The organism is Streptomyces sp. 35G-GA-8 (genome assembly GCF_023534745.1).
Classification (GTDB): Bacteria; Actinomycetota; Actinomycetes; order Streptomycetales; family Streptomycetaceae; genus Streptomyces.
Genome location: NZ_JAMHJQ010000039.1, coordinates 1 through 18,435 on the forward strand (window position 1 = coordinate 1; position 18,435 = coordinate 18,435).

Annotated in this window: 14 protein-coding genes; 7 read left to right on the plus strand and 7 right to left on the minus strand. The window is 66.7% G+C overall.

The features are described from left to right. Window positions 1-110: 110 nt before the first annotated feature. From M1203_RS38215 to M1203_RS38230, 4 genes are read right to left on the minus strand one after another with little or no spacing between them, the layout of a single operon-like run. A complete protein-coding gene (locus M1203_RS38215) occupies window positions 111-1,334 on the minus strand; it encodes an aminotransferase class I/II-fold pyridoxal phosphate-dependent enzyme (protein WP_249954476.1) in 1,224 nt (407 codons plus the stop codon). A gap of 22 nt (window positions 1,335-1,356) precedes the next feature. After that, entirely contained in the window at window positions 1,357-2,679 is a 1,323-nt protein-coding gene (locus M1203_RS38220) for a hypothetical protein (RefSeq protein ID WP_308404968.1), read from the minus strand. 45 nt (window positions 2,680-2,724) lie between these two features. Beyond that, window positions 2,725-3,369: a hypothetical protein gene (locus tag M1203_RS38225; protein ID WP_249954478.1), complete on the minus strand. Its 645-nt coding sequence runs from the start codon at window positions 3,367-3,369 to the stop codon at window positions 2,725-2,727. Between the two features lie 21 nt (window positions 3,370-3,390). After that, entirely contained in the window at window positions 3,391-4,515 is a 1,125-nt protein-coding gene (locus M1203_RS38230; protein ID WP_249954479.1) for an aspartate 1-decarboxylase, read from the minus strand. Between the two features lie 577 nt (window positions 4,516-5,092). Here M1203_RS38230 and ltrA point away from each other — a divergent pair. After that, window positions 5,093-6,445 (plus strand): group II intron reverse transcriptase/maturase, encoded by a 1,353-nt coding sequence (gene ltrA, locus M1203_RS38235; protein ID WP_249954480.1) that lies wholly within the window; start codon window positions 5,093-5,095, stop codon window positions 6,443-6,445. Window positions 6,446-7,934: 1,489 nt separating this feature from the next. Here ltrA and M1203_RS38240 read toward each other — a convergent pair. Continuing rightward, the gene (locus M1203_RS38240; RefSeq protein ID WP_099970846.1) at window positions 7,935-8,579 is read right to left on the minus strand and encodes a class I SAM-dependent methyltransferase; all 645 of its coding nucleotides are present in this window, start codon (window positions 8,577-8,579) and stop codon (window positions 7,935-7,937) included. A gap of 125 nt (window positions 8,580-8,704) precedes the next feature. On the opposite strand from M1203_RS38240, the gene M1203_RS38245 reads away from it, so the two are divergent. Further along, the gene (locus M1203_RS38245) at window positions 8,705-9,199 is read left to right on the plus strand and encodes a hypothetical protein (RefSeq protein ID WP_249954481.1); all 495 of its coding nucleotides are present in this window, start codon (window positions 8,705-8,707) and stop codon (window positions 9,197-9,199) included. A 54-nt stretch (window positions 9,200-9,253) separates the two neighbouring features. On the opposite strand, the gene M1203_RS38250 is transcribed toward M1203_RS38245, so the two are convergent. Together M1203_RS38250 and M1203_RS38255 are read right to left on the minus strand one after the other, a co-directional pair. Next, a complete protein-coding gene (locus M1203_RS38250) occupies window positions 9,254-9,991 on the minus strand; it encodes a TylF/MycF/NovP-related O-methyltransferase (protein ID WP_249954482.1) in 738 nt (245 codons plus the stop codon). A gap of 231 nt (window positions 9,992-10,222) precedes the next feature. Further along, window positions 10,223-11,104, minus strand: coding sequence for a methyltransferase domain-containing protein (locus M1203_RS38255; protein ID WP_249954483.1), 882 nt, complete (start codon window positions 11,102-11,104; stop codon window positions 10,223-10,225). 250 nt (window positions 11,105-11,354) lie between these two features. Here M1203_RS38255 and M1203_RS38260 point away from each other — a divergent pair, with 250 nt between their 5' ends. From M1203_RS38260 to M1203_RS38280, 5 genes are read left to right on the plus strand one after another with little or no spacing between them, the layout of a single operon-like run. Then, window positions 11,355-11,507, plus strand: a complete 153-nt coding sequence (locus M1203_RS38260; protein WP_249954484.1) for a hypothetical protein — start codon at window positions 11,355-11,357, stop codon at window positions 11,505-11,507. Window positions 11,508-11,564: 57 nt separating this feature from the next. Continuing rightward, a complete protein-coding gene (locus M1203_RS38265; RefSeq protein WP_249954485.1) occupies window positions 11,565-12,779 on the plus strand; it encodes a cytochrome P450 in 1,215 nt (404 codons plus the stop codon). A 47-nt stretch (window positions 12,780-12,826) separates the two neighbouring features. Beyond that, window positions 12,827-14,236, plus strand: coding sequence for a serine hydrolase (locus M1203_RS38270; protein ID WP_099970843.1), 1,410 nt, complete (start codon window positions 12,827-12,829; stop codon window positions 14,234-14,236). A 7-nt stretch (window positions 14,237-14,243) separates the two neighbouring features. Then, on the plus strand, window positions 14,244-17,477 hold the full coding sequence (locus M1203_RS38275) for an amino acid adenylation domain-containing protein (RefSeq protein WP_249954486.1): 3,234 nt from the start codon (window positions 14,244-14,246) through the stop codon (window positions 17,475-17,477). Between the two features lie 41 nt (window positions 17,478-17,518). Further along, entirely contained in the window at window positions 17,519-18,340 is an 822-nt protein-coding gene (locus tag M1203_RS38280) for a tryptophan 2,3-dioxygenase (protein ID WP_249954487.1), read from the plus strand. Window positions 18,341-18,435: the final 95 nt, after the last annotated feature.

An 18,435-nucleotide genomic window follows, 5' to 3' on the forward strand; every position in this document is an offset into this window, starting at 1 on the left:
CCCGGATGCGGTCCTCGGCCCTGGCCCGCAGCCGGTGACGGAGCTCGAGCTCGGCGATCGGCCGGCCGGGCGTGTTGGTGGCGAAGCAGGTGAGCCTCAGACTCGACCTCCTACTGCTGATCGACCCCGAGCTTGTGCCACACGTGTGCGAACTGCTCGATGTCCGCGGTCGACATGGAGGACCGGATTCGGGCGCGCAGGCCCGCCGCACCCCTGCTGACGATTGGGAAGAAGTCCGGCTCCACGTAGAATCCGTTGTCGAACAGGTAAGCCGACGTTTCCAGCGTATCGGCCTCGGAACCCAGCTCCAGGTATCGGATCGGGACGCTGTTTCCCTGGCCAGCGGCACGAACGAGGCCATCGAAAAGCGCAATGTTGCTGTGCAGTTTGGCTTGCAACTCAGGCAGAGCCTCACTGCGGTGGAGCTTGGCGGACTCGATGATCGCGCCCAGTGCCGGAGTGGTCAAACGCTGGGACCACATCATCGGGCCGCTGCTGCGCTGGATGATCTTTCGTTTGCGGTCGTCGTCCCTGGGACCGAACACGATGGCACCGCCTGATGCACCGAAACCCTTGTTCAGCGACGTGATGAGCATGGTCGAATCGTTGATCGCGCCCATCCGGTCCAGAACATAACCCCGGCCCATGTCACCGATCACCGACGTGCTGTGTGCTTCGTCGAAGTAGAGGAAGAGCCCGAACTCCTCCTGGAGCTCGAAGAGTTCCTCAAGTGGCGCTAGAGTCCCTCCCGTGCTGTAGACGGAATCGCAGACATAAGCTACGCGTTTGTTCTTCCTGCAGATGTCGGCAAGAGCGTCGACGTCGTTGTGCCTGATCGTCTCGACCCTGGTCTCGTCGGCACACAGGGACTTGAGCGCCGCCATGCAGAAATGGGCGCGCTTGTCGAACACCATCACCGGGGCGACACCATCGGTGAGGAGACCGGAAGCCAGGACCGGCAACGTGGCCCACGCCGCTGCCGAGCACGAATTGAGGGTCGCCACATCCGCCCCGAACAGATCGCCGAGTGCGCACTCGGCTTCTTCGAGAAGCGGAAGGGTCATCCGGACTCGCGACAACGAACTGTTCAGGACCATGTTGCTCCGCAGCGCGGCGATCGCGGCGTCGATGATCCTCGGGCTCTCGTCCAGCCCCAGATAGGAGTAGGACGACATGTTGACCGCTACTCGACCGTCCGGCGCGCTGAGTCTTCCTCCCGGGACGGCCTGCAGCACTGCGCCATGGACTCCGAGCCGTGCCGCCGAGTCCCAGTAGCCGTCACTCAGGTGCCGGAGCTTCTTGACGTCGGAGAAGCCGTGACGCGAATTTTCCATCCCCACATTCCCTCTCACATCCTTAAGACAACGTTCCGGCCGTCGTGGCGATCTCGTCCTTCATCGCTGTGAGCCGATCCCAGTCCTTGGAGAACACGAGCAGTTCGGCTCCCGGACCGAGATCCGAGTTGCAGCCGAGAACCACAGCCCCTTCACCTGAGTCCTTGTCGTACCTCACGCCCGCCCTCTCGATCGACCGGAGAAGGTCCGCGAGCCCCGCGGGCACAACATTGAGGATGGAAGAGAAGAAGTTGTTGCGGGCGTAGTCGTGCCCGAGGAGTCGTTCGGCGACGGTGTGGTAGATGAGACCGCCGCTCCAGCGAGCGTTGATCTCGTGGAAGAAGACCCGGCCATCGTCCAGCACGATGCCGTCGATGTTCACGTACCCGCGGTAGCCGATGGTCCGGACCAGTTCGATGAACTCTTCCGCGGGCTTCAAGGTCGCCTCGAACTCAGAACGTGACGGGGAGTCCAGTCCGATCCACTTGGCGCTGCCGCCAGAACCCTCCGGCAACTGCTCGTACTTCAGGATCGAGCTGTGCAGGAAACGTGCACGGTCGCCGTCGAGGTGGTACTCGAAGAAGAATCGTTGGTCTGCGCGGTGGTACGTCTCCAACGTGATGAACTGGTTCTGGGTGTCCGTCAGCTGCGACCACAGGGTGTCTGCGAGGGTATCGAGCTGGTCGTTGGCGTACGCCAGGACCTCGCGCGTTCCCGGGAAGGACGACTCCGGCGACGTCGATATTCCGATGTTGCCGTGGCCGCCACCACTCCTGTCCTGCTTGGCGATGACCATTCCGGTCTCAGCGATCAGTTCCTGGATCGCGCTCCGCACCTCAGCCGGACCGCGAGCGACGACGCCGTCCGTCAGCGGGGTGCCGAGACCGGCCGCCAGCCTGCGGAACGTCGACTTCATGTTCAGCAGATCGATGCCGTTCTGCATGGCGAACTCGTAGCCGTCGAGCGCTGCGACGTTCAGCTTCCGGGTCAGCTGCGCGGCGGCGCGCGTCGACACGCAGGGGAACAAGCTCCATCCCGCGCCGGTTCCCGTGTGCGCGGCGAGCCGGTCGATGAACTCCGGATCCTGCAGGACCGCTTCGCTCAGCGGAGTCTGCGTCCGCTCCACGTGGACGCTCGTGCCGTCGATGCCGAGGGTGTCCGCAACGTAGCCCGGGAAGTCGGGGTCCACGGTGTCGGGTATGACCAGCACGTCCCCGTCCTCCGCGTGCCACAGGAACCTCGCTGTCGTGTCGGTCGACGACGCCGTCGCATCCGAGATTCCCAACCAGTCGCGAACCTGCTCCGAGTAGTCGGCCCGGAAGTTCGGAAGGATGATCTTTGGCAACCGTGATCTCCGCTCTCTGTGGATACGTCATGCCAGCCGGACGCGTCAGGGATTCTCGTGGCGGAAGTCGAGCTCCGCGTGCAGTTTCGGGATCCCGTCGGACGTGATGGTCACCACGTTGTGCAGATGCCCTGGTCCGTCGGAGGTGAAATCGTCGGTCATGATGACGTCGCCGCCGTGGTCGCGCAACAGGATCGCGCCCGAGAAGATCAGGTGACCGTCGACCCAACCAGCACCGGACGTGACCGCATCGATGTGGTTGCCCCGATCGTCGAAGTAGATCGACACGAACTGCTCGAGCTCGGGGCTCCAGCCGAAGATGTATCGGCAGTGCTGACCCGTCGGGTGCAGCTCGTTCGGTTCCTGGGTGTAGTCCCACTCGTACCACGTGCCCCGGAGGATCGGCGAGAGCTTGCCCCGGAACAATCCCTTCACCGGGGAATCCTCGCGTCCCGGAGGGTACACCGTGGATTCGCATCGCCAGTTGCCCAGGAAGGGGGTGAGGGGACGCATCTCCTCGCGGGGTACGAACCCATCCGGCACGGGCAGGACGAGGCCCTGCGGGAGTTCGTGGGAGCTGGAGGTCTCGGACATCGTGTGCTGCTCCTGTCGATCGTCGTGCTGATGGGGATCTCGGAACACCGCGTGGTCGGCGTCGCGATGCGCCGGGCCCTCGCGCCGGCCGCTCATCGCGTCGAACGACGTGTGCAGCTACTGCCGGATCGCCGCAGTTCCGTCGGTCAGCACCAGCGACATGCGATGGTTCTTGTCGGCGAACCGGAACGACGCGACGCTGACCGTTGCTCCGAGCGGAGCGAATCCGGCCATGGCCCCGGTGGTCATGATCACGCCGTCGGGCATGGGCACGGCGTAGGTGTTCGTCCCGCCGCCGGCCGACGAGTTGTAGACCGTCACCATTGTGTGCCGGGACATGTTGGCTTCGCGCATCACGCTGCCCGGGATCTCCGCGCTCCCGAGCAGGCAGTCGTCCTTCGTGTCGTTGACGACGAGCCCCGTGATCAAGCTGTTGACCATCAGCCTGGGCATCAGCTCCTCCCTGAGCGGGTGTTCGTCCGGCACCGACCCCAGTTCCTCGTCACCGGTCAGGCGCTCGTACTTCAACGTCCCGGTGTCCAGCTTGTTGCCCGGGATGATGCCGTAGTCGACGATGGGCAGCGTTCCGTCCGCGTGGAGTTCCTGGCCGCGATCCCCGAGCCTGGTCTCCGATATGATGCACACCAGGTCGCCTGCGCTCAGGAAGTGGGCGACGCTGCCGCGGGCTTCCACCATGCCAGTGTCGGAATGCACGACGAACGTGTGCACCCGGTTCTCGATGTTGCTGGCGCCGATGCGAGCGACGATCACCGCCTCCCCGAGCACGAGATCGCTCACGGCGCACAGCTCCGGCGGCAGCGCGATGCCCTCACGGATGGCGGAGTCCGACCGCGCGCTCTCGTCCGTGGATCGATCGGCCGCATCAATGGTCAGGTTGTGGATCGCGCTCCGCTTGCACGGCATCTCGGGACCGATCACGGATGCTCCTCCGAATTCGTTGTTGACTCGTTGCCAGGTTCCTGCGCGCCGATCACCTGTCGGACCGGCGCTGCGGGTGTGGATACCGGCCGACCCGTGGACGTCGGCTCGTGCGGATCGGTGCATCGTCGTCTGCGTCCTCGGACCGAAGCCTGCACTCCCATCTTCCATCTTCCGAATTCGAGTTCGTGCAGTCGGAACCCACGAGATGTTCGACGATTCGCCCGCTTGGTCGGGCAGTCGGCACTGATTCTGATAACCGGCGCCAGCTATCCTGCTGCCGTCATGGAGATGGTGCCACATCAGAATCCCCCACTAGTGAGTGGCTGTGATGTTGGCCGGAATTCGACGGCGAGATGTACGCGAGGGCACGTGAAACGGACGCCGATGCTAACAACCATGTCCCCCTCTAACCAGACTTGAACTTCCGGGCGCTTGCTGGTTCTGTGTCGCGCGTCAGAGTTCTTGGCAGAGCCCGTTGCCTACGGGTGTTCTACCGCCTGAGGAGAAGACCCGTGAAGGTCTACGGCGTAACCGTGGCGATGCCGCAGGGGCATAGCCGGGCGCCTCACCCGTCGATCGATCAGCGGTGAACGTGGGAACCGTCCGCGATCTGCTCCCCACCCAAGTCGCCTCCAGCGGCACGGGACGGGATAGGCGCGTTGCCCGCCGAAGGGCGTGGGCGGGGCGGAGCCGCCGTAGTACTCCGGGGCCGGGAGAGCCGGCCGCACGGGGAAGGGCGGCAACGTGACAGACAAGGAGAGGACTGCAACGTCCGAAGATGCCCTGGTGAACACCGGGGTCGGGATGGCCGCCGCTTGGCGGCTGGGTGTCCCGGTACGGAAGATGCAGCTCAAGTTGCACCAGTGGGCGCAGGCGGATGCCTCGCGCCGATTCGACGATCTGTACAACACTGGTCTACGACCCGGGGTTCCTGATCGATGCCTGGCACAGGGTCGCGGGCAACACCGGGGCGAAGACGGCTGGGATCGACGGGCTGACCGTGGCCGCGATCGAATCCGGGCCGGGAGTACAGCCGTTCCTGATGGACATCAGGGACGAGCTCAAGGCGCGGATCTACCGGCCCGCACCGGTGCGGCGCACCCAGATCCCCAAGTCCAACGGGAAGATGCGTGATCTTGGCATTCCGACCGTGAAGGACCGGGGCGTGCAAGCCGCACTGAAGGCGGTCCTGGAGTCCATCTTCGAGGCCGACTTCCTGCCGGTCTCCTACGGGTTCCGGCCGGGCCGCCGAGCCCATGACGCCATCGCGGAGATTGTGTATCTGGCCCGCCGGGGCTACTCCGTAGTCCTGGAAGCCGACATCGAGGCGTGTTTCGACAACATCGATCACGTCGCCCTGATGGACCGGCTACGGGCCAGGATCTCCGACAAGCGCGTCCTGGCGCTGGTGAAGGCGTACTTGAAGGCCGGGGTCATGCACCACGGCATCGCCAAGGACACCCCCACCGGCACTCCCCAGGGCGGGATCCTCTCCCCGCTGCTGGCCAACATCGCTCTGACGGCACTGGACGAGCACTTCCACGTCCGGTGGCACACCCGGATGGGCACCAGTTGGCAGCGCGAGAAGCGACGCAAGATCGGAACGGGAAACTGGAGATTGGTCCGCTACGCGGACGACTTCGTCGTCCTCGTCAGCGGCCCGGCCCACCGGGCCGAGGTGTCGGCCCTGTGCGAGCAGGTCGCCGAGGTCCTGGCCCCGCTCGGACCGCGGCTTTCACCGGAGAAGACCCGTGTGGTCCACATCGAAGACGGCTTCGACTTTCTCGGCCACCACATCCGCCGCCAGCGGAAACGCGACACGAACAAGCTCGTCGTCTATACCCGGCCCTCGAAGAAGGCCATCAAGGCCGTCAAGGACCGAGTCTCGGAACGGACCTACAAATACACCCAGAATCAGAGTCTGGCCACCCTCTTGGAGGGCCTGAACCGGACGATGACCGGGTGGGCGACCTACTTCCGACACGGCGCGGCGAAGCGGACATTCAACGCGGTCGACCACCACGCGTGGCACCGCGTCGCGATCTGGCTCCGCCGCAAACACGGCATCCCCAGCAGCCAGTTGAAGGGATTCTGTGACCAGGGATGGAGGTTCGCCGACAGCGGCACCGTGTTCCTCGGCGCATCCAGCGTCATGATCGAACGCTACCGCTACCGCGGAGCTCGGATCCCGACTCCGTGGACCATCGAACCGGCAGCCAACAACGGCTGACCACTGGCCAAGCCACGTGGAGAGCCGGATGCGTGGCCAACACGCACGTCCGGTTCGGGTCGGCGGCCCAGAGAAACGGAACGGCAGCAATGCCGTTCACCGCGCTCTGGGCCGACCGCACATGGTCAAAGCTGCTGCTGCGCCACGTCGAGCAGATCCGGCCGCACCTCGAACACGCCGTCCGGGTGCTGGGTGTCCAGCATGCCTGGGGCCGCAACGCAGCNAAGCTGCTGCTGCGCCACGTCGAGCAGATCCGGCCGCACCTCGAACACGCCGTCCGGGTGCTGGGTGTCCAGCATGCCTGGGGCCGCAACGCAGCACCGGTTTCTGGCGCGGACGGCGGGCAGCCCCGCCCCTGGACGCTGCCGGTGTCCTACCACGAGATCCGGGGCCTGGTCACCGCGGTCCGCACCGCCTGCCTGATCCTCACCGCGGCGGCCAGCGGCATGCGGACGAGCGAACTGCTGGAACTGCGGGTCGGCTCCCGGCTGTCTCCTCGCATGGTCACCGGCGGCGGCCAGCGGTTCCGCCTGGCCAGCAAGGTCATCAAGGGCCGCCAGTTCGGCGGCGAGAACGACGAGTGGGTCGTCGTCGCCGAAATCGACCAAGCGATCGCGCTCGCCAAACGCCTCCACGGCGGCGACATCGGCGAACCCGTGTTCGGCGCGATGGTCTTCCACACCAGCTACCCACGGCTGCGGAACTGGATCAACGGCCCCGCCGGGCATCGACTCGGTCTGACACCGATCCCCGCCGGCCCGCTCAACCTCCGGATGCTGCGCCGCACCCTTGCCCAGGAACTAGCCCAACGTCCCGGCGGACTGCTCGCGGCGAAGATCCACCTCAAGCACGTGTCGACTGCCACCACCGAGGGCTACGCCAACCGCCCCGGCGGATCACAAGCACTGTTCCACGCCCAGGTCCAGGAACTGGAAGAGGAACACCACCTGCACCTGACCATCGACGCGTTCCGCCAGTTCCAAGCCGGACAGCTCCCCGCCGGACCCGGCGCTCGGGATCTCATCGCGACATTCACCCACGTCGACGGAGCGCTCCAGGAGGGCGCCTCGTTGGAGCCGTCGGTGCTGGACACCGACCGTCGAGTGGAGAACCTGCTCCGCACCCACGCAGGAACCCTGCATGTCGGCCCGGCCAACTACTGCTGGTTCCGCGACCCAACGAAAGCGCTCTGCCTGCGGCTGGCCGGGACCACCGAGGCGACTCGGCCGCTGATCGGACTCTGCGACTCGGCCCGCTGTCCGCAGGCCACCCATCATGCCTGTCACCGCCCGATCTGGGCCGAGCAGGCGGCCACCTTTCAAGCGTTCCTCGGCAACCCCAGAGTCCCCACAGGGGAGAAGACCCGGCTACGACGCGAGCACGACCGCGTCCAACGAGTGCTCGACAGCATCGACCAGGCCACCAGCACCGCTATGAGTACACCCGCATGTCCTTCGGTTCCGAGTGGCGAGCCCGACATATGCAGAAGTTAGGGCTTACTGCGTGCGAAAAGAATCGCTTGCTGAGCTTTCGCATCCGGGTCGAGCAGCATCTCGGCCTCGACCACGAATCCGGCATCGCGCAGCCAGGATGCCACCTGATCCGGCTGACGGCGGTACACATGGACCTTCATCGGGTGACCGCCATAGCCCTCCGTCTTCAACTGCGACTCGTCACCCACCTGAAACAGGAGCTGCAGCGGTCCGCCTGGACGCATTGCTCGGTGGAAGTGCCCGAACACAGTCGGCACCTCGTCGTCGGGGATGTGGATCAACGACTGCCAGGCGAGCAGGCCGGCCACCGAAGCAACGGGGAGGTCCAGTTCCGCCATCGAGCCCACCTCGAACCGCAGGCCGGGGTGGTCGCGCCGGGCCACGTCAATCATCCCCGGGGAGAGGTCGACACCGAAGGCGTCGACACCGAGCTCATGCAGGTGGGCGGTGACTTCACCGGGGCCGCAGCCGACGTCCGCGACCGGCCCGCCGCCAGCGACCCGCACGCTGTCGGCGAACAACGCCAGCGCCGCGCAAAGGTACTGGTGTCCGGCGAGGGCACCTCGCACTTGGTCGGCATAGCTGACCGCGACCGTGTCATAAGAGGTGCGGGTGTCAGCCAACCAGTCATCCGTGGTCATGACCGGCACGATATTCCATGATCACGACCTCGTGAACGGCCGACGCAGAGGGACCGATCATTGGCCCGCCAACTGGCCCAGACCTCCGCCACGTTTCCGCAGACCGCAATGCAGGAGTGCACATCATGCCGCTGACCACCGAACAGCGCCGTCGCAACGAGGCCAGCATCCGTGCTGCGATGGACCGCCTACTGCTGGGGCAGCTTCCAGCCCGCGGCGGTTGCAACCTCAAGACTCTTGCACGAGAAGCCGGCGTCGCCAGAACGGGCTTCTACGCACGCACCGACCCACAGGGCAACCAGCGGCCAGGGCCCTATCAGCACCTGGCCGAGGAGTTTCAGCGTCGGCTGGCCGATCTCCGCGAGGCGGGCACCGTCTCAGACCCGCGCGAACTCCAGATCACCCGTGACCATGTGCGGTCGGCCCAGAGCGCGGTGAACGGCATTGCTGCCGTTCCGTTTCTCTGGGCCGCCGACCCGAACCGGACGTGCGTGTTGGCCACGCATCCGGCTCTCCACGTGGCTTGGCCAGTGGTCAGCCGTTGTTGGCTGCCGGTTCGATGGTCCACGGAGTCGGGATCCGAGCTCCGCGGTAGCGGTAGCGGTAGCGTTCGATCATGACGCTGGATGCGCCGAGGTGGCAGCCCACTCAGCGCGGTGATCGCCTGCTACGGATTACGGATCGATCTTGTGGAGGAAGGCTATGGAACTGTCCCCCGTACGTCGGATCCGGGCGGTCGAACCGGTTTCCGCCAGGAAGTCGTGAACAGCCCTGCTGCACCCGTCCCAGAAGTCGTAGTCGTCGAGGATGACCACACCGTCGACCTCGACGTGCTGGAACATGACGTCGAGGCACAGCTTGGTGGATCGGTACCAGTCCCCGTCGATGCGCAGGACCGCGATCGGATCACCGCAGTAGTTCGGGACGGTGTCGTCGAACCACCCCTTCTCGACAGAGACGTGGTCAGCGTGATCGCCCGAGGAACGGATGAGGGAGAGGAACTCGTCGTAATCCGCGTGGAGGTTGTCGAGGTAGAACGGATCGTCGGAGTCGGACTGCCAGGCGACAGCGTCGGGTCCATCGATGGTGGCCGCCGGAGGAAGGCCTTCGAACGAGTCGTAGAAGTGGTACTTGCGCCCGGGACCGCCGATCTGCATCATCGCCGCGGCCATCCCGCCCTTCCAGGTACCGCATTCGACGAACGCGCCTCGGAGTGCGCGCGATCGCTCATGGATCAGGGCGAGGTTATCGCAGAAGGAGTCTTCGGGTATAAGCGTGTAGTTCGCAAAACGGTCGTAGATCTCTTCGTAATGGGTCTGGTGCTCTTCTTGGGACGACCGGGTGACAAATTGCCGGAACCACTTCCTCTTGATTCGTTCGGACATATCATCCGCGTCTCGCCACGACCCCATCTTCACAACGTATCAGCAAGGACAGATGGGGGGGAAGGTGGCGTGAGCCGACGATATGTTGGACGCGGGTTGCCGGGGCGCGGGATGTCCGCTGCTCCACGGCTCCGAGCGGACGGGCCGTGGTCGTGGTTCTTGCGGCCTTCCCGCCGGTCAGGCCCTCGCCGGCGCGATCTGCACGGCGACCCCACCGCCCGTGCCCGTGTTCTCCCCCGAGCCGTGGCGGGCGCGCGTTCAGCTCTTGGCTGCCCGCACCAGGACGTAGTCGAGGCCGTCGATCTGCGCGTGCAGCGCCGCCTGGTCGCTGAGGTTCTCCCGGACGAGGTCGGCGAGCTCGGTACCGACGCGCTCGACGTACTCCGGGTCGTCGACGGTCCGGAGCGCAGCGCGCAGGTAGGGTGCGAACACGTCGCCGTGGATCGACCTGATCTCGACGTCGTCGAACCCGGCCGTGGCCAACCGGTCACGGTAGGTGTCGACGCCGTACCAGTTCGCCTCCGGTGCCATACCCGCGAACATCGACGTGCGCAGCGGGTCGTCGGTGCCGGTCGCCTGCGGATGCCGGGGCACGATGTCGGTCACGGCGAGCACCCCACCCGGGCGCAGCAGGGTGTGGGCCTGGCGGAAGAACTCCGCGCGCGTGTCGAAGTGGAAAGCCGCCTCCAGCGCCAGCACCCGGTCGAAGGATCCGGCGATGAAGGCCTGTTCGATCGCGGTCGCCGAGCACCGGTGGAAGGTGATCCGCTCGGTGAGGCCCTCGCGTTCCGCGCGCGATCTGGCGTGCGCGAGGTGGCTCGCGGTGATCGTCACGGCGTCGATGGTGCTGTGCGGGTACGTCGTGAGCCATCGGAAGTCCTGCGCGCCGAAACCGAAGCCCACGTCGAGGACACGGTCCCCGGGTGCGAGCCCTGCCGTGCGGGCGAGCGCGTCGGTGAGCGCTTCGCTGGCCCCGGTGAACGTGGTGGCCTCCGCCCAGTACCCGAAGTTGATGTAGGTGCTGTCGTGGGCGAACAGCTTCCCCGGGTCATAGAGCTCGTAGCGCCCGAGGGCCAGCTCCTCGGGCGCGGGCTCGGTCGTGTCGTCGACCAGTGGCGCGGCGCCGTCGGCGGTCGTCATGGTGCTGTCTCCTTCGCCTGGTGGGTGTCGCCTCGGCGGCCCGGTGGGCGGCCCGTGGCGGTACCGGGTCGGGGTCGATCACGATCTGCGCGACCGACCCTACCGACCCTACGTGCTCGGGCGTCGGCGTCCCGGGAATCTGCCAAAACAACGTGCCGCGGCAGGTGTTGCCCGCCGTGCACATCGGCGTCACCAGCACGTTCGGAGTTGGTCCGGCAGTTGTTCCGCAGCAGGTCAGACAACGGCCCGAATGGAATCCGCAGCAGCAACGGTGACCCTCGACGCGGGCGATCCGCCCGCCATCGGACCGAGCTGTCCGTCCTCGATCGACCGTCGGAGCACGAGCCTGCTCGTGGGCCCGGGGCAGATGCGCACGTTGACGATCCCGAGGTTCATCAAGTAGACCATTGTGTGTGAACAGCCACGCACTCGAACGCCGGCACGGTACGAGGAGATACTGATGGTGTCAGCGGACGGCGTGTGGCCCATCGAGCAGGATTTGGCAGACCCCTCTTTAATGGGCGGCACCGGAGCTGGCGACGATTTCTGGGCGGAGTCCCGCCGTCGGGGCGTCACCTGGCACGAGCCGAGGAGCGATCGTCCCGGATTCTGGGTCGTATCGCGCTACCGGGACGTTCGTGATGCGTACGTGAATGTCGACGGTCTGTCCTCGTCCCGGGGGACCGTGTTGGACGTGCTCCTCCGGGGCCCTGATTCTGCGGGCGGGAAGATGCTCGCGGTGACCGATCCGCCGCGGCACCGCGAGCTGCGCATCCTCATGGCCCGTGCCTTGTCGCCAGAGTACGTCCGCCGCATGGAGCCGACGTTGCTCAGACGCAGTCGTCAACTGGTGCGGCGATGGACCGGGAGCGGTGAGTTCGACTTCGTCGAGTCGATAGCGGACCGTATGCCGATCGAGACCATCTGTGATGTGCTGCAGGTGCCGGGCAGTGATCGTACGATGCTGATGGAGTGGAACAAGCAGACGCTGTCGTCCACGAGCCTGGATGATACCCTGCTCGACGCCCTGAACGCCCGGAACGAGATCATCCTCTACTTCATCGATCTGGTGGAGGAGAGACGGGCGGCACCCGGAGATGACCCGATCAGCGCTCTGGCGCACGGGCGCGTACAGGGTGAACAGCTCAGCACAGAAGACGTCGCACTCAACTGCTACAGCCTCATACTGGGTGGTGACGAATCGTCTCGCATGTCCGCGACCTCGGCCGTGAGAGCGCTGCACGGCCACCCTGACCAGTGGCGGTCGTTGAAGAGCGGGTCGGTCGACTACGACACCGCCGTCGAAGAGCTCATCCGTTGGGCCACGCCGGCGATGCACTTCGCCCGCACCGCGGAGAAGGATGTCACCGTCGGTGGGACCCGGATCGCTCGCGGCGACGTCGTGAGCCTGTGGAACATCTCGGCGAACCGCGACGAGGAGGCGTTCGACGATCCCGGCTCGTTAAACCTGTCCCGGCGTCCCAACAAGCACCTCGGCTTCGGCTGGGGTCCCCACTTCTGCCTGGGTGCCGCCCTGGGTCGGGCGAGTCTCAAGTACCTGCTGCAGGCGCTCGCCGAGTCCGTTGCGTCGATCGAGACCGAGGAACATCCGCAGCGCGTGTACTCGAACTTCCTGTACGGCTACAGGTCCCTCAGGACGACGCTCGTCTCCTAGGCGCTCCCACTCCACCTCCACCGTCACTGCGAAAGGAGCCGGCGGCGATGACCAGCAACACGTCGAACGAGGTTGCCGTGGAAACCGAAGAGAGGTTGCGCCGCGTCCGGGCTGCGCTCGACGATGTCGTCGACGCGGAGGGCCTGCCGGGTGGGGCTGTTGCACTCCTCGACGGCGACAGCACGTACTACACGTTCTCGGGCCACGGCGACCTCGACACCGCGCGGGACTGGTCCGACGAGTCCCGGCAGCCCATCGGTTGCCTCTCCAAGGTCCTCATCGCGTACGTGGCCATGATGCTTGTCGACCGGGGCGTCGTCTCGCTGGACGAACCGTTGTGCGACCGCGTTCCCGGGGCGTGCTTACGACGGGACGGCGTGAGCGCACCGATCACGCTGCGATCCGCGCTCAGTCATTCAACGGGGGTGGACCAGGCGTTCGAGGTCTGGAACCAGGTGAATCCTCGAACTCCTGCAGAGTACGTGGAGGGTCTCCAGGGTTATCGGCAGATCGCTGAACCCGGCCAGGTCTTCGCCTACAACAACATCGGTACGGCCGTGGCTGCCGTGCTGATCGAGAACATCCTGCAGGAGAGTTGGCAGCGCGCCGTCAACACGATGCTGCTCACGCCGCTCGGGATATCGGCGATCGCGGAGCCGGAGGACGGAGGCGGGCTCTCCGGACTCGACGAGACCGTGGTTACGGGGTACTCGGCGCGTGCGGGAGGCCAGGGATACCAACCCGTGGCGCCGGCTGATCTCGAACGGGTGGCCGACTGCTTCGGATCGACCACCATCTACATGACGCCGCACGAGATCAGCCTCTTGGCGCGGTGCGCGATGTCCGACGGTGTCGGCGGGAACGGCGTCCGGGTGCTGTCGGAGACCCTCGCTCGCGAGATGCGCTCGCCGCAGATCGGTATCCCCGGCCATCCGATGTACGACTCATGGGGACTCGGGTGGCTGCTCTTCGACGACGAGTCCTTCGGCTTCGAAGCTGCGACCGAGGGGCAGCACATCTTCCTGAGGATGTTCAAGGAAGAGGACCGTGGATTCCTGGTCATGACCAATTCGTTCCCGTCTTTCCCCCTGTACTCCGAGATCCTGCTGGCCGCGACCGATCGGCAGTGGCCGGCCGACGGAGCTGCCGCCAACACGTTGCAGGAATCCCACTGCGTGGGAACGTACGAGGCGGACGGCCACAAGCTGGAGATCCGGGCGGCGAGCGACGGCATGGAGTTCAAGCTGTTCCTGGGCGGCGGTTCCGAGAACTGGTACCTGCTGCACCAGGGTCAGTCGGCGTTCGCAGGAGGTGGGGCGCTCGTGCTGTCGTCGGTGAACAGGGGGTTCCAGAGCGCGGCGGTTCCGATCTGGGTGGACGATCGGGCGGAGCCATCCTTCCTCAGATTCGGGATGATCGTCCTCGAGAAGGTCTCCTCGACCGATCCTGGGAAATGAGGGCACGATGAACGCGCACGCGAACCCGCCGTCGACCACGATCAACGATCTCCTCAGGGACCAGGCCGAACGAACCCCGGATGCTGTCGCGATCGTCTACGGCGACGACACGAGGCTCACCTACGCCGAACTCGACGCCGTCATCGTCCGACGGTCACGTGCGCTCGTCGACCGTGGGGTCGGGCGGGAGTCCGTCGTCGCTCTGGCGGTGCGGAACCCCCTGAGTTTCTGGACCACCGTGCTGTCCGTGCTCCGCGCGGGAGGTGCGTACCTGCCGATCGATCCCGACAGCCCGGGGAAGCGGATCGAGTTCATGATCGGCGATGCCTCGCCGTTCCTGATCGTCGCCGACGAGAGCGTCCGGTCGGCTCTGCCGCAGCGGAGCGGCATCGTGACGGTCGAGGCCCTCGACGCCGAGCGTCGTCCTCCCGACCCGGAGCGCGAGGCGGAGCAGCGTCATGCGCCCGCGACGCGCGACGATCTGGCGTACGTCATGTACACCTCGGGGTCGACCGGCAACCCGAAGGGTGTTTTGGTCTCGCACGCGGGGATTCCCGGCCTCGTTTCCACGCTGGCGACATCGATGGACATCACGTCGCGGAGCAGGGTCCTCCAGTTCGCCTTCCCGACCTTCGACGCGTCGCTGTCCGAGGTGTGCGTCGCTCTCGCCTCCGGGAGCACCCTGGTGCTCGCCGACCGAGCTGACCTGTCTCCTGGGAAGTCGCTCTCCGACACCATTGCCCGTCACGGGGTCACCGCGGTGATGCTGACACCGCAGGTGCTCGCGGCGGCCGGCGACGGAACCCTGTCGACCGTCGAGTCGCTCCTCACCACCGGGGACAAGGTCTCGCTCGGCCTCATCCGGACGTGGTCCGCGCGGCGCCGGATGGTGAACGGGTACGGGCCGACCGAGACGACGGTCTGCGCCACCGTGAGCCGTGCACTGTCGGCGGACGAGGTCGAGATCCCGATCGGGCCGGCGATGGCGGGCACCGACGCGTACGTCCTCGACGGCCGGCTGGAGCCGCTCCCAACGGGCGAGCCGGGCGAGCTCTACCTGCACGGCCCGCACCTCGCGCGGGGGTACCTGGGGCAGCCGGGCCTGACCGCGTCCCGGTTCGTGGCATGCCCCTTCGCCGAGCCCGGGGACCGCATGTACCGGACCGGCGACCTGGTCTCCTGGAACGAGGCTGGCGAACTGGTGTTCCGCGGCCGGGTGGACGGGCAGGTGAAGATCAACGGCGTCCGCATCGAGCCCGGCGAGATCGAGGAGGTCCTCGTCCAACACCCTGATGTCGACCAGGCGGTCGTCCGCGCCGCGGGTGGTCGGTTCGAGGACGACGGGCGCCGGTTGATCGCGTATGCGGTGCCGGCGGGCAGCGCCGGGACGTGGTCGGGGACCAGCGGGAGCGACCCGGGTGCGTGGCGGGACGAGCTGGCAGCGCGGTGCCGGACGTGGCTCGTCGACAGGCTGCCCGCGAGCATGATTCCCGCCGTCCTCGTGGTCCTCGAGCGCTTGCCCCTGATGCCCAACGGCAAGCTCGACGCGGCCGCGTTGCCGGTGCCGGAGTTCACGTCCGAGGCCTCCGCGTCGCCGTCCAGTCCGGCGGAACGCAGCGTGGCCGACATCTTCTGCGAGGTCCTCGGACGCGAGACCATCGGTGTCGACGATGATTTCTACACGGTGGGCGGGGACAGCGTCCGCGCGATGCGCGTCGTCTCGTTGGCTCGCGCCCGTGGCCTGCGGTTCAGTGTTCGACAGATGATCGAGCTCCGGACCGTGGCCAAGCTGGCCGCTGTCGCCCGGACGACCGCCGTGAAGGTGCCGTCGTCCGACCGGGCGACCGGGCCGGCGCAGGAGAAGCGCATTCCGCTCCTCCCGGTCACGCAGTGGAACCGGGACGCCGGACCCGGGTTCGAGCGGTCCGCGCAGGCGGCCCTCTTCGAGGCTCCGGACGGCTTCCTCCGGACCGACCTGGTCCCTTTGCTGGAGAAGGTGGTTGAGCGGCACGAGCTGCTCCGATGCCGTCTGGATCGCGACGGCTGCCTGGTCGTCGGCCCACGCGCGAACGTCCCCGTGGCGACATCGATCACAGTGGTCGACGTGCCTGACGGTGTCGAGGGCGCGGCATGGCAGTCGCTCGTGGTCGCGGAACGCGACTCGGCAGTGCAGAGGTTGGATCCCGCAGGGGGCGTGATCGGCCAGTTCGTCTGGTTCGAGTCTGCGACGACGCAGGCACGTCGGCTCCTGGCGGTGGTCCACCACGCGGTGGTGGACGGGGTGTCGTGGCGTGTCCTGCTGGATGATCTGGCCGCTCTCTCGGCGCCCGCAGCGGTGGCCGGCAGCCGAGAGGTCCCGCCGTTGCCGGCGACCGGGATGGGGGAGTGGGTCGACATCCTCACCAGGGAAGCTGCTGCGCGCACGCGCGTCCAGGAACTCGAGTACTGGCGGTCGGTCGTCGACGGGCCCGACGAGCCCGTGGGGCGCAACCGCCTGGACCCCACGGTCGACCTGACGGACACGCTCGTCCACGCACGTCTCGTACTCCCTCCCGACCACACCGCATCGTTGCTGGCGGCCGCGGAACGGGGTGCGGGCGGCATGGACGGTCTGCTGGTGGCGAGCGTCGCGGTGGCGGTGGCCGAGTTCCGTCGGACCGATGCGACCGTGGGCTCGTCCGTGCTCCTGTGGCTGGAGGGGCACGGGAGGGAGGAGTCCGTCTTCCCGGGCGTGGACCTGACGAGGACGTTTGGGTGCTTCACCACCGCCTATCCCGTGCGTGTCGCCGTGCCGGGGTCCCCCTCCGTCTCGGCCCGCGCAGCTCACGCCAGTGCGGTCGACGCGCTGTCGGGTCTTCCCGACAAGGGCATCGGTTACGGGCTCCTGCGACACCTCAACCCCGAGACGAGGGCCGTTCTCGAGAAGCATCCCATCGGGCAGATCGGCGTGAACTACCTCGGGAGGTTCGGATCGAGATCGGGTTCGAGCTCGGGCTGGGACTTCTGCTCGGAGGTCCCGGAGCTGGGGGCACTCGATGTGCCGGAGCCGCCCGGCCGTTCGGCGTTGACGGAGCTGAACATCGACGCATGGGTGTTCGACACCCCGGGGCAGTCGACGTTCGGTGTCTCTCTCACGGCTCCGCGACGTGTGCTGTCGTCGGGCGACCTGGAGGTATTGGGGGGCCTCTTGGAGCACGCCCTCGCCGACGTGGCCCGAGCAGCACTCGACGACGAGGCGTGAAGCCCGACCAGGACGAGCCCCTCTCACGTCAGGTGGACGGCATGACTTCTCCGCACGGAACTGGTGCCCCTGCTCGGGATCACGGTTCGTACGCGCAGTACCTCCAGTTGGACAAGCTCCTGTCCTTGCAGGCGTGCATCACGAACGGCGCCGGCGAACCCCTGTTCCTCATCATGCACCAGGTCGCCGAGCTGACGTTGAAGCTCCTGGTGGGGGAGATCGACCGCCTGCAGCGCCACGTCGAGCAGGGAGACCTGCTCGACGCCATCACCCAGGTGGGGCGCGCGCAACGCGTCCACGGAGTGCTGAGGGAGACGTGGGAAGTCCTCGGCACCCTGAGCCCGGCGGAGTTCGGGGCGTTCCGCGGTGCGCTCGGTTCGGCCTCGGGTGCCCAGTCCGTCACCTATCGGGAGCTGATGACGCGCCTCGGGGAACGGGATCACACGTTCCTCCTCCGCGGCGGCGTGCCGGCCGCGGAGGCCCGACGTCTGCGTGAGCTGCTGTCCCGGCCCAGCCTCTACGACGCCGTCCTCGAGCAGCTGCACAAGGGAGGCGTTCCCCTGCCGGACCGGTGCCTCGACCGCGACTGGAGTGAGCCCTACGAGGAGCACCCGGACGTGGTCGACGCCTGGCGGGAGGTCTACCAGAACCGCCGCGAGCACCAGTCCCTCTTCGACCTGGCGGAAGCGCTCATCGAGCTGTCCTACGGATTCTGCCGGTGGCGGGCGGTTCATGCGCTCGTCGCGGAGCGGCTGATCGGCGCCAAGGTCGGCACCGGAGGCACGTCAGGCGTGAGTTGGCTGCAGCGGCGGGTCCAGCGCCGGGAGTTCCCGGAGTTGTGGACGGTCCGGACGCTGCTCTAGTACTCCAGCAGGATTTCGGTGTCTGACCTGGTCTTTCGCCGGGTGGCGGGAGTGTAGCGGGACTTCGGTCGTGCGGGGGCGGTCTCACGGAGACC